Here is an 11,834-nt window from a genome sequence, read left to right as displayed (position 1 = left end):
AAATAAAATATATAATACGGGGTATAGCTAGTATTGATATTTGGCAGCTAATATCTAATTCGGTAACCAATCAAATTAACTCATTTTACTTTCTTGGGTAAAGCTGAACCTGAATGTTCAATTATTGAATGAACATGAACATTAATTTGGGCATCACTAAAATAATTTTCGCCTTGATCCCAATTCTTACGTATTTTCTTCCATTTTTTATAATTATGCCGCTTATATACTTCTCCTAACGCTAATACATCTACCTTATATTTTTTTTGAACAAGCTTTATTGATTTTTGAATCCTTTGTTCCACCTCTTTTGAAATATCCTTCGTTAAGCGTTTTTCATTCATGAATTTTTTATGATCACTAAAATGCAACTCCGCTAAAGCACCTTCGAGAAATAGATGAATATCAAACTTCGGTTTTGTAGTATTTTCAGTAAATACCTGTATTTTTCGGTGTAGCTTATGAATTTCATATGTAATAAGCTGGTCCTTTTTACGTATGGTAAAATAACCTCCTAATTTTTCACCGATTATAAAGTTTATTCCCACTGTCTGTTCGCCGTTTAACATTCCAACACACTTGTTATCCTTCCCACGAAACAACGCAGCCCCATCCATTTCTATCCCCTGTTTTGTAGGTTTTAAGACAGGTAGTACAAAACTTCGGTTTGAAATTATCTTTTCCTGCACGTCACCAATTCTTGCTGCCTCAACCATCTGAGCATTTTTAGGAGGGTGTTCAGCTAGCATATCAATATACTGTGCCGGTAAATTTTCTGGTTTTGCATTTTGTTTCAAGATTGCTTCTGCATTTTTCTCAGAAACAAATAGACGAATATTTCTTCTCATTTCATGATCTCGAATGTATACATCTAACGTATTTTGTAAAACATTTGGATTCGATAGTAATTCTTCAGAAAAAATGATTACTTGTATATGTGGAAAAAATAAAGTACGACTAATCTTTTTAGCGATTATTCGTATTTGTTCAAACACACTATCTCCTTTTGCACTCACATCAATATAATTATTCCCTGCGCCTTTTCCACCTTCTTGCGTTAACTTACTGGGAAGTACCATTTGATACGTCCCTTTCATAATTGGATTAGATTTCTTTTCCTTAACAATATCGTAAGCGGCACCTACTACAAAGCCTCTTTCTTCTATCTCCGCTAACTCAGAGCAACCGCTGATAGCCCCAGCTATAAGCGCAATTGTTATAACTTTAAAAAGACATTTCATTTCCACCATTCCTTCATTTTATCTTATATACAATAAAAATTAGTAAAGGCGCTAACACAATAAATCTCATATCAAATCACTTAAAATCCAAATAAGCCCACTGTGTGAAAAGAAAGTTTGGATAGCGATATCTCGAGGCATAGAAGATGCACCTATACATCACTGGTTGAAGATGCCACAAAAAACAAGTTCCCAACATCTAAGTTTTTCATCTCTATACTCAAATGATTTCAATTATTTTTGCTTCTCAAGATTCATTATAGAACCTTTATTTTTTTGATTAACTTAACAATTAATCTTCATGTAATTAAAAAGATAGATTATTGATTTTTATGAAAGGAAAAGATGTTTATGACACTACATGGACGTTCAGAATATTTACTGAAAGAATGAATGAAAAAATTACACTGTAAGAATAAATTTAATTTTGTGTTTTTTGAAGACAGCAGATGCAACGGACCTGAAGGTAGCTGTTTTAAGATGGGTGGTGAATTCGAACTTTTATTACAAAGAGCAGCTAAATTAGATCCCTTGTTTATTATTCATGGAGGAGACAAGGTTTATACAGTAGAAAAGAAATATGTATAACACTAAACAAAATCATTATCCCTAAAAACAAAATATACGGATTAAATAATTATAAAGTAGACTATTTAGAAAAATAATTATATCTTACCCGGCTTAATCCTATTTTAGCAATGCATGCGCAACCTAATATAGGATGTTGGTCAACAAAAGAAGGATTTCCTGTGGTCACATCAAAAAAGTATGATGTGAATATGTTAGGTTTGTTAAATGGAATGCAAGCAGTACTTCCTTCTATGATTGTAAGCAAAACAAATACCTTAATGGGGTCCTACCACACATCCATCAACTTAACGTATATTTTTATACAAAATGCGGTCTTTCCACGTAGTTTTTTATTATCTTTTATAGATGTTATAAAAGTAGGCACATCAAATAAACCCTGACGGGTTTCAAATTTTTCGCTATGCTACCTGATGGGCAGAAGTGGTATGCTCATACACAACACCTAAAATATCAAAGACTGTTTTTTTCTCATATCTGTGAGATTTTCGTCCGTTTCGCTGTAGGAGGTTAAACAGACGAAGGAGAATCTTTGATAATTCTTGGGTGTTTTTATGTAGTGCTTGATGAAAAAGTAAGAAATAATCTTTAATTATGTACATCGCTTTATATTCACTTAGTTCTTTCTGTTTCTTACGTAACAGGAGTTCTCTCATTTTAAACATAGTAGAAGAACATAATAGGATACTAATGAGTTGTCCATAAAGGTGGCATTCTAATCGCTCTTGTTTAATAGATTTACAACGATGAATTCGAAACCAAGATTTCCATATTTTAAATAACAGCTCAATTTGCCAACGCAGTGAATATAAATCATAGATTTTCTCTTTCGGTACCCATTCCGTAGGAATGTTTGTCATATATACCGTAATTCCTTGTAAAAGTTTCGTACGCTCTGTATATGTAATCCCTTTTTTCTTTTCACGAATAGCTCGATCATGTAGACGTTTCTGTTTTTGCTCCTCTGTACATCTATAAACCACAATGCGAGTGGGTAGTTTGTCTTTGCTCCCTACATATACATCATGTAATTCATACACTTGGCCAGGTTGTAATTGGTTCATGATGTCTTCCAAATGAATTTGTATATATACCGGTCTCAATTGAGCAGGTTTTGTTTTAAATACCACTGTTTCGAATTCTTTTCTATATATTTTAGTTGGTAATTTAAGACGCGATAAATAATACCCTTCCTTATCTTGGATCGATTTAAAGTCTTGTAAACGAAAATACCCTAAGTCACGAATATATAGTTCATTCTTTTGTGTCATGTCCATTCGAGTCGCCCCATATGCCTGATCACTTCGTTTTCCTGGTTCAATTTTCACATCAGAAAACTCTCCGCTCAACAAGTCATACTCTAATTGAATTTTCACACCAGCTGTATGACTACAGCCTCCGGCACCAGGATAAGTAGCTGCGAATCGATCTGGAACTTGAAAGGTTGTAGAATCAAGGATGCGAATCCGCTTAAAGTAAGCAGAAAGAGAATGAGAAATTGTAGATGATCCTCCAATTTTAGCTTGTAGAAGTGTAGTAAATACATTTCGAAAGAAGGCTACAGAAGCCGAGTTAAATCGTCGATTCAGTCCCTCAGGACTTAATAAAATTCCTGTTGAAGTTTCTAATTGACTACAAAGTTGAGTAAGAGAGGTTGTAGCGATTTGTTGATTTAACCATACACACAAAGATAAAAAATGGTGCCCATGGCACTTACATTTTCGTTTCATTCCACCTGCTTCTATAGCTAATTGATTAAGTGTAGCGGGAGACATATATCGATATAACTCTTCGGCAAATAAAGACAGCTCTTGTTTTTGATGCATATTCATAAAAAGCACGTCACCCTTTCTCATTAACATAAGAGAAAAGTAACGTGCTTTTAAGTTTAAGAATAGTCTAAATCCTTAAGTTGATGGATGTGGGGTACAGGCACATCGCTATCAAGCTAACAAAACAAAATACCCCCTAAAACGAAAAAGAATTGTAGATTTGTAACACCTATTACATCTGTTCAAGATCCAGGATCATATGTAGCTGTTATGAAACTTGGAGAAAATTATTATTATGGTGGCAGCTTTAAAATTAAAAAATAATGAAAGTTAATTTCACTAATGATAATATTTTTGATATGATCAATGTATAATAAAAACATAACTCATGTAATAGTCTAGGCGGTATACTTGACCAACGGCCGCTTAGCTAATGAGTTATACCCCTTAGAAAAGGTACCTTGCAGCAGGGGTACCTTTTCTTTTATTTTCAGTGGTAAATTATTTTAAATTGTAGCTATATAGCTAAAAAGTATAATGATTATATTGTAATTGAAGTGTAGTATGTATCCCATATGAATATTTTTAAATATTAGAAAGACAATCATTTGGGCGATAGCTGGAATCCCAATGATAGTTAAACATTGTATCCAATTATAGTTATACGTAGAGAGATGGAGTAATCCAAATGAGCTTCCAGATAATATTAAAGAGGCTGTAATTGAAGCTATGGGGCTTATTATGAATGAGCGTATGATCTTATGCCAAAAAAACAATATAGAGACAAACATAATGTTCTCTCCGATTAATTGAATTGCAATACCAGGTGTTTTGTGAAGCATATTAGTAATCCCTTCATTCCCAATGGGATGAGATGCTCCTCTGAATGTTGTAAAAGATATTAGTACGGCTAACAATAACAACATAATAGCATAAATAATAAAAGCACAGAAAAAAGAAATTTTTAGTTGCTGGAAAGTGATTTTTTTAGAAAACAAAAACCGTTGATCCCTCATTATAAATAGGAAAACTAATGAAATGGGAAAAGAAAAATAAAAAGATTTAATTAAGTATTGCATCCGTATATCTAATTCATTTATATAATTAAGCATGAATGATGGAAAAGGTATGTAAACAGTAATAATACAAAGTATGATAAGTATTAGAAAGTGCAGATACGTTTTAGTTTGTACTAAGCAATCTAAATATGTGTTGGCAGAACTTAATGCGTTTATGGTCTGCTTAAACTCTTTAGAAACTGCGTTAATAACACTCCGCCATTTTAATAAAAGTATATGTATTTAATCCATCATCTTATATGCCATTCTTCCCTAATTGTGTTAAATATAATCTCATCTCTACGCACATTATAAAATTTCACGTACCATATTTATTAATTATATTTAAAATATAGTCAACAAGGGGATTTCTATATTCCGGACGATATAATTTTTGAGAACCAATATTTTTGAAGCGTGGCATCAGTTTAAAACCAAGTAGATGACAAAAAGCAACGACACTTTGCCCATGTGTATCGACATAATTTCGATCTACTTCCATGTCCGTACAGTGACGAAGAACCCCTTCCATCATAGCTGCAACTTCCGAAGAAAGGCAGGATTTAAGCTGTGAATAGATACAAGCTGACTTTCGATCTGTATGCCAATAGATCATAACGCCCTGTCTTTTATAACGAGGATGCCATTCGTACAGCAAGTTCTGATCCCACGATCCAAAATGTTTTGAATCGGAAGCACATGCCGTAGTAGCTTCTCCCCATACTTCTTTCATACGGTTGCAAATGATATGGTTCGTAACCTCTGCATTCGCTTTACGTAGATGATCTTTATGTATAAATTTTTGACGGATGTATCGAAGTTCCCGATAACTATCAGTGTTGCTTCCAGCAGAGACAGCTTTCAGACCTGTATTGGTTCCAAGGCCAAATAAACTGAGAAGAAGTCGACGTTGAATTATTTTTCGGTCTAAAATCTCTCGATCTGCCGTAGTCTTAAAATGCTTCGTAAATTCTGTGTGAAAATCGGTTTCTTTTAGCAAATCTAATAAGTTAATATCTGACCATCGATTCTTGATTTCACCTTTAATTTGAGCCAAATGGGGAGGATCAGGCTGTTTCTCTAAAGGAGAAACTCGAATCCAACCTTTATTATTTTTCGTCGTAATGACAACTTGTCGATTACTGTTCTTTTCGAATCCTTGATTCAATAGAGTTAACTTTTCCTTCATTAACCGTATGATTTCTGAAATAAACAGATCAGCTTCCAAAGGTACTTTCAATGCTTGAAAATGTTCTTCTTTACGTTCTTCAAAATCTTGAGGTAAGTCTTCATCAGGATTTCGATAACGATCAGCCCCCTCAATCCAAACTTCTTTACAACGAAGTCGAGTTCGAAGTGATTGAAGAACAGCAATTTCATAATTGATTCGATTCACTCTTTCAATCCCTTTGTTATCTTTTTCAATAATAATCCCTTTCCATCATCAAAACCTCCTATTATAATAGTTTTATTTCTGTCTCTCAAAAAGTTAAAAAGCCTGCCTGTATGTTTATATTAATTTTAAAATGTCCTTAGGTTCTTGTAAAATATATTCCGCATCTTTAAAAGCATCTTTTGTTTTTGATCCCCACGAGGCAAGAGCAAATTTCACACCAGCACTTTTTGCACATTGCATATCATATATAGAATCTCCAATGTAGATTGCCTCGTGACAAGGAACATCTAATCGTTTTAAGCAGGCTAATAAAGGTTCAGGATGTGGTTTATGTTTATCCGTATCACATGCGCAAATTGTATGTTCAAAATAACTACTTAAGCCAAATGGCTCAAATTCGTCTATTAATTCCTGTTTAGTTTTCGATGTCACAATGCCTAGTTTTATAGTACTTAGAGACAACATACCAATGATATCTTCAATTGACTTGAACACGGAGACTTCATGATTATAAGCTAATACAGCTTTACTCCATTTTAGATGAATAACGTCTATATTAGGCACATTCAATTTTTTTAAAGCTTCCTTCCCGGGGATACCCAATGCAAAGTCCAATGCATCTAATGTATAATCTTCATTTAATTCTTCTTTCAAAATTCTTTGTAACGATTTTAATATTGCTTTTTCTGTATCTAAAATTGTACCATCAATATCGAAGATAAGAGTTTTAACCAAATTAGTCCCTCCATTTTCAGTTCTATTCCAAGCGATTTTTTCACACCCTTTAAAGCTTTTTTCCTATATGTTCTCAGGTTTAAATTTTCTCTTAATGTTCATTGTAACAAAGTTCCAAATGAACTATCATTATTTTTAGTAAATGGAGGGGATTTTTTGAAAAGAGAAAATTTGAGGGTGTTTACTAAAATTTCATTCTTAACAGCATTAACTTCAATTACAATTCTACCAATATCCTTATATATGTTAGCAATGACTTCAAATGAAAATATAGTATCTATTTTAAAGGTTTCTATATCAGTTACATTTTTTTCTTCCTTATTTGCTATTCCTTTAAGCGTCATTTCAATGTTCAGTAAAGAGAATTTAACCAAAAGAATTTTTGTTTTATTGGGAAATTTATTACCAATCGGTCTTTTAACTTATGCTATAATTTTAGAATTTGTAGATGAATTCTTGTAGACTACACCTTAAAACAAAAAATAGCGAATTTAGGTTTAATAGCGTTTAACAGACTTAAGGTTACTTTTAAAGGGTTTAATGGGTTTCTATACTTAATGTATTGTCACATCAAATAAAAACCCTTAAAAATGAATCTGAGTGGTCATTTTTAGGTTTTTAAAAATGATTTTTAATATTTATGTAAATAAAAGGAAAAAGAATCCGTTTTATGGACCCTTTTTCCTTTTATTATTTTAACTTAATGTAATCTGTGTTGTCCTGATAATTGTTCCTCAGCCATTCGAACTAAGCGCTTTGTAATTTCTCCACCGACAGACCCATTTGCACGTGATGATGTATCAGGTCCTAGTGTGACTCCTAATTCACGGGCAATTTCATACTTCATTTGTTCAATAGCACTTGCTGCAGCAGAAATAAGAATTTCATTTGTATTACTTTCGCGTCTTTGAATATTCATAATTGCACCTCCACTATATTTGTATATAACATGTGCTTAATTATGATATTTATACGTAAGTAAACTATTTTCTTCTATTATTTTTAGGAGAACTCTTTTTCGTTCTCTCTTTACCATATTCCACTAACTGAATTTGAAACACATCTGAATCCTGAATTCCTAACACATTCATTTCTTCTCTAAATGAACGCCAGGACTCTACCTTTATTGATTTTTCTAGGCCATTTCTTAATGTGTAGATTCTTAGTATTCTATAATTAAACCCTCCTTACTCGTTAAATAATGTGTATTTAATTATATAAAAAAGACATAATTAAACAATTGTTCATATTAAAAATTCACACCAACATATCTGCAAATGTAGTCCCCACGTTATTCTTTCGTTTCATATGCTTCTCTAAATAGATCTTTGTTGTTTGAATATTTTCATGCCCAAGTGTTTGCATTAAATGATATAGATCCGCATTTCCTTGTTCAACTGCCATGATTGCAAAAGCATGACGGAATGTATGTGCCGTTACAGGATTTTCACGATACTTTAGAAAATCTAAATTCGTCTTTTTTATCATATCTGTTACCTGGTTTGATAACGTTTTGGGATTATAAAAGTTTCCTCTTTGATTGATAAATACAGGACTTTCATCTCCACAATTCAATACAGTTTGGAATCCTCTTCTCCGTCTCATTTCGCTAATACATTGGAATAAATGCTCAGGAATGAAAAGTTCACGTACTTTATCCCCTTTTCCTGTGACTTTTAACCAATACTTTCCGTCATAATGTAAGTCTTTCACTCTCGCGGTGCACAATTCTTGAATTCTTGCACCGGTACTTGCTAGAGCTAGTAAAATTGTATAGTTTACTAAATGCCCTTGTTCTTTATAAAACTCTAAAATTTTCATCACTTCATCATAGGATAGGTCTCGATTTGGCCGATCCTGTTCATTTACATTCGCGCGCTGCAGTTCTTCATGAAGAGGCTTTTCAATGTAAGAAAATACATGAAGATGTTTTAGAAAAGAACGAATGAGCACTGTTTTCTTCGCAAGTGTTGCGACCGCGTACGTATCTCCGTTTCTACCGTTCTCTACCTGCTTTAACCAAGCATTATATTTACGAATATGCCAAGGTTGCAATGTTTTTAATAAAGAGTCGTTTTGCTGTACCTCTTCCCCATTCAATTCGAATTCCTCTGCGTGCTGCACCATGCACTGACAAAATGACAAGATTTCGGACACATAACTCTTTTTCGTATCCTCTTTTCTATTCTTCTTTTCATCCATATCTTTTTGTAAATGCACAAAATGATAAATGACTTCTATATCACTTAAATACGTATATTTACTCTTTCCCTCTTTTTCTGCAACTTCCATCTTCTCTTCCACTTTATCTACATAACAATTGTTATGCAAAAATGGAATGATGCAACTTATATTCTCTACATATGTATCCATATACTCACTTTGATTGTTTATAATAGGTACATTTTCTTTTGAATTCTTATTACCCATAATTAGAATTCACCTCTCCTATTGAAGATTATGAATATAATTCTTTTTATTATCTATACGTATTATTTTATTTCACTTCTATCTATTATACAAATGATAATTCATTTTCTTTCTGTAAGAACGCTACATTCTTCTCTATCTAAACATATATATAATTTTTTATAAATTATTAGTAAATAGATATCATTTAATAGTTAATACATTAGATTTTAAATCTGTTTTACAAAGAAGATGAATTTAAAATTAAATTAAGATATTAATAAAATCTAAAATTCCTTAAAAATACAATAATTTATAAGAACTTTAATAAATTTTATTTCCCATTTCAAATATATCTCATATTCTGATATTATATATACATATCTAAAACACTAGTAAACAATAGTTATGGAGGTGTCCTTTCATGACACAAGATTTATTGTTCATTACAAAACCTACTGTAACGACAAAAGAGGCAGCCGACTTATTAGGAGTAACGGTACAAACAATTTTAAAGAAAGAAAAAGATGGATTAATAGAATGTGTATATAAAGATAATTGGAAGCAATTCGGTAGTAAGATTTTTTATTTAGAGGATATTGAACGTTTGAAAAATAACGAAGAGATTGAGGGTTATAGTACAAAAGAAGCAGCTGGGATTCTTAATGTAGCACCATCTACTGTCTTTACATATATCAAATCTGGAAAACTACCTGCTTCAAAGATTGAAAAGCGTGGAAAAGAAGTATATATCATTAATAAAGATGACCTTGAAACTTTTCAACTTACTTATGAAAAAACTACCTCAAAAGAGCGAAAAACATTCATTACTAAGATTCAAGATGAAGATATATATTTGTATCAATTGTTAACACATCAACATACCGGAAAAATAGCGAGAGTAATAGAAATCAATGGAGCAGATGGCAAGATTCTTACAGAAGACGAAGAAATTTTCCCTCTATCCACGTACAAAGAGCATGATTACTCCTTTGAACCTTTCCGTAAGCAAGCTGTAATTACAAAACGAGGGTATTTATCTTTTTCATTTAAAAAACCTCAACTATTTAATTCCATTACTTATAATCTAATAAATTTATTTTATAAAGAGCTAGGTATCACAAATATGCGATTGAGTGTTTCATCTGATACTATTAAATTAGAAATTAAACCTTTTGTATTACAAGTTGATCCATTGCAATTTCAAGAAGAGATTAAATACTTACATTCTCATATGAAATCCGGTACGATACTTCCACATGTTGAAGGAATTTATTTTAAAAGCAATGTAGAGCCATTAACTTTTCATGCAGATCACGAATTTAAGCAGAAAATAGTTCAAATGGCAGCGAGTTCAGGTATGGGACAGGAAGAATTCTTATTACAAGCTGTGAAATCTTATATAAAAAATTTAGAACAACAGTAAATATTTATTAAGAAGAAAAAGCGTAGGAATTTAATCTTTCTACGCTTTTTAAAATATTCAATATAGATATTCATTTCCATGAAATCACCACATGCACTATCAACTTAATAGAAATTTATATTATTATTTTAAATAAAGACAATCTCTGCAGAAATACGTTATATTCTATATGAATTTATATAGAAAACATAATTAAAGGAGAACTGAACTTGATAAAACATATAACTAGTTTCCTATTTGGAACATTTGTTATGATAATTGGTTACGTTTGGGTTATTCCCTACACCCTTGAAGCAATTGACAGTAATGTAAGTTATATTACTCATCACAAAAAGTATTTTAGTAAGTTATATGAATATGACATTAACCTCTGGATCATTGCAATGCTTATATTTTGCATTTTTACTGCGATTTCTGTTCTTATACTCAAGTTACCCGATTATAAGAAAAATAAAAGCACTCCTATAAAAAAATATAGTCAAACAAATCGGCGAAAAAAAGCAAAGAGAAGGCGTCGAAAATAATTATTTTTTATGTTAGGGGTTTTACTAATAAAAATATCTTAGCGTATAAAAACCGCGTTTTTACGTTGGTACCCCATGCCCATCAACTTAAGAATTCAGAATTACCCCAAAATGAAAAAAAGAACTTTTTGTTACAAATTAACACAAAATTTCGTTCTGGAGGTACTGAAAAAATTTTGCCTGATAGTGATGGAATGGGGCCTCTATAAAAAACCCACAGTTTACACTCAAACTGTGGGTTTTCGACGTACAATGATTTATCAACTTCTGTTTTTAGTCTTTAAAATCTGCAACAGAGCCAGGATTCCCCCTCAAAGTATAAATCCCAAGGAGGGAATCCGTTTTTTTATTTACTTATATACGTACAGCTGTACCACTTACCGCAACCATTAACATTCCATCACGAACTACTTCGTAATCTACGTCAACACCAACGATAGCGTTCGCACCTTTTTGTTTTGCAAGTTCTTTCATTTCGTCCATTGCGATATCACGAGCTTCTTTTAGCTTACTTTCATAAGAACCAGCACGACCACCGACAACCTCACGAACAGAAGCGAATAAATCGCGTACAATGTTTGCACCCATAATAGCTTCACCATTTACAATATCAATATACTCAATAATTTCTTTACCTTGAATTCCAGACGTTGTTGTTACAATCATGTTTGACACCCTCCTAATT

The 11,834-nt window shown here is 32.2% G+C and carries 11 protein-coding genes and 2 pseudogenes; 4 read left to right on the top strand and 9 right to left on the bottom strand.

Annotated elements, in window-relative coordinates; all coding sequences use genetic code 11:
• Window positions 1-80: 80 nt before the first annotated feature.
• Both QCI47_RS28405 and QCI47_RS28400 read right to left on the bottom strand, forming a co-directional pair.
• On the bottom strand, window positions 81-1,241 hold the full coding sequence (locus tag QCI47_RS28405; protein ID WP_000649885.1) for a Ger(x)C family spore germination protein: 1,161 nt from the start codon (window positions 1,239-1,241) through the stop codon (window positions 81-83).
• A 989-nt stretch (window positions 1,242-2,230) separates the two neighbouring features.
• Window positions 2,231-3,661, bottom strand: coding sequence for an IS4-like element ISBce2 family transposase (locus QCI47_RS28400; RefSeq protein ID WP_001055907.1), 1,431 nt, complete (start codon window positions 3,659-3,661; stop codon window positions 2,231-2,233).
• A 156-nt stretch (window positions 3,662-3,817) separates the two neighbouring features.
• Here QCI47_RS28400 and QCI47_RS28395 point away from each other — a divergent pair.
• Window positions 3,818-3,925 (top strand): annotated as a pseudogene (locus tag QCI47_RS28395) (DUF5065 family protein); the annotation flags it as partial.
• Window positions 3,926-4,107: 182 nt separating this feature from the next.
• On the opposite strand, the gene QCI47_RS28390 reads toward QCI47_RS28395, so the two are convergent.
• From QCI47_RS28390 to QCI47_RS28380, 3 genes and pseudogenes are all read right to left on the bottom strand, one after another.
• Window positions 4,108-4,869 (bottom strand): hypothetical protein, encoded by a 762-nt coding sequence (locus QCI47_RS28390; RefSeq protein WP_071742858.1) that lies wholly within the window; start codon window positions 4,867-4,869, stop codon window positions 4,108-4,110.
• Between the two features lie 166 nt (window positions 4,870-5,035).
• Window positions 5,036-6,100, bottom strand: a pseudogene (locus tag QCI47_RS28385) (Tn3 family transposase); the annotation flags it as partial.
• Window positions 6,101-6,169: 69 nt separating this feature from the next.
• Window positions 6,170-6,790: an HAD family hydrolase gene (locus QCI47_RS28380; protein ID WP_000241162.1), complete on the bottom strand. Its 621-nt coding sequence runs from the start codon at window positions 6,788-6,790 to the stop codon at window positions 6,170-6,172.
• Between the two features lie 156 nt (window positions 6,791-6,946).
• Between QCI47_RS28380 and QCI47_RS28375 the strand changes: the two genes are divergently transcribed.
• Window positions 6,947-7,252 (top strand): hypothetical protein, encoded by a 306-nt coding sequence (locus QCI47_RS28375; RefSeq protein WP_000817947.1) that lies wholly within the window; start codon window positions 6,947-6,949, stop codon window positions 7,250-7,252.
• A 238-nt stretch (window positions 7,253-7,490) separates the two neighbouring features.
• On the opposite strand, the gene QCI47_RS28370 is transcribed toward QCI47_RS28375, so the two are convergent.
• The 3 genes from QCI47_RS28370 to QCI47_RS28360 form a co-directional block, all read right to left on the bottom strand.
• Window positions 7,491-7,709, bottom strand: coding sequence for an alpha/beta-type small acid-soluble spore protein (locus QCI47_RS28370; protein ID WP_001025787.1), 219 nt, complete (start codon window positions 7,707-7,709; stop codon window positions 7,491-7,493).
• Between the two features lie 64 nt (window positions 7,710-7,773).
• A complete protein-coding gene (locus QCI47_RS28365; RefSeq protein WP_234712127.1) occupies window positions 7,774-7,959 on the bottom strand; it encodes a hypothetical protein in 186 nt (61 codons plus the stop codon).
• Between the two features lie 88 nt (window positions 7,960-8,047).
• On the bottom strand, window positions 8,048-9,220 hold the full coding sequence (locus QCI47_RS28360; protein WP_000527114.1) for a tyrosine-type recombinase/integrase: 1,173 nt from the start codon (window positions 9,218-9,220) through the stop codon (window positions 8,048-8,050).
• 403 nt (window positions 9,221-9,623) lie between these two features.
• Here QCI47_RS28360 and QCI47_RS28355 point away from each other — a divergent pair, with 403 nt between their 5' ends.
• Together QCI47_RS28355 and QCI47_RS28350 are read left to right on the top strand one after the other, a co-directional pair.
• Window positions 9,624-10,625, top strand: a complete 1,002-nt coding sequence (locus tag QCI47_RS28355; RefSeq protein ID WP_000189821.1) for a helix-turn-helix domain-containing protein — start codon at window positions 9,624-9,626, stop codon at window positions 10,623-10,625.
• Between the two features lie 209 nt (window positions 10,626-10,834).
• Window positions 10,835-11,149 (top strand): hypothetical protein, encoded by a 315-nt coding sequence (locus tag QCI47_RS28350; RefSeq protein ID WP_000589782.1) that lies wholly within the window; start codon window positions 10,835-10,837, stop codon window positions 11,147-11,149.
• Between the two features lie 354 nt (window positions 11,150-11,503).
• Here the strand turns inward: QCI47_RS28350 and QCI47_RS28345 are convergent, their stop codons facing one another.
• On the bottom strand, window positions 11,504-11,815 hold the full coding sequence (locus QCI47_RS28345) for a heavy metal-binding domain-containing protein (RefSeq protein WP_353812022.1): 312 nt from the start codon (window positions 11,813-11,815) through the stop codon (window positions 11,504-11,506).
• Window positions 11,816-11,834 lie beyond the last annotated feature (19 nt).

It is taken from the genome of Bacillus cereus group sp. RP29, assembly GCF_040459765.1.
Taxonomy (GTDB): domain Bacteria; phylum Bacillota; class Bacilli; order Bacillales; family Bacillaceae_G; genus Bacillus_A; species Bacillus_A paranthracis.
This window is presented reverse-complemented; position numbering and strand designations above follow the sequence as displayed.

What these genes read in the sequence shown, in the direction of transcription:
- QCI47_RS28370 (WP_001025787.1), bottom strand. Translation starts at nt 7,709, where the DNA reads ATGAATATTCAAAGACGCGAAAGTAATACAAATGAAATTCTTATTTCT.
- QCI47_RS28400 (WP_001055907.1), bottom strand. Translation starts at nt 3,661, where the DNA reads ATGAATATGCATCAAAAACAAGAGCTGTCTTTATTTGCCGAAGAGTTA.
- QCI47_RS28405 (WP_000649885.1), bottom strand. Translation starts at nt 1,241, where the DNA reads ATGAAATGTCTTTTTAAAGTTATAACAATTGCGCTTATAGCTGGGGCT.
- QCI47_RS28355 (WP_000189821.1), top strand. Translation starts at nt 9,624, where the DNA reads ATGACACAAGATTTATTGTTCATTACAAAACCTACTGTAACGACAAAA.
- QCI47_RS28360 (WP_000527114.1), bottom strand. Translation starts at nt 9,220, where the DNA reads ATGGGTAATAAGAATTCAAAAGAAAATGTACCTATTATAAACAATCAA.
- QCI47_RS28345 (WP_353812022.1), bottom strand. Translation starts at nt 11,815, where the DNA reads ATGATTGTAACAACAACGTCTGGAATTCAAGGTAAAGAAATTATTGAG.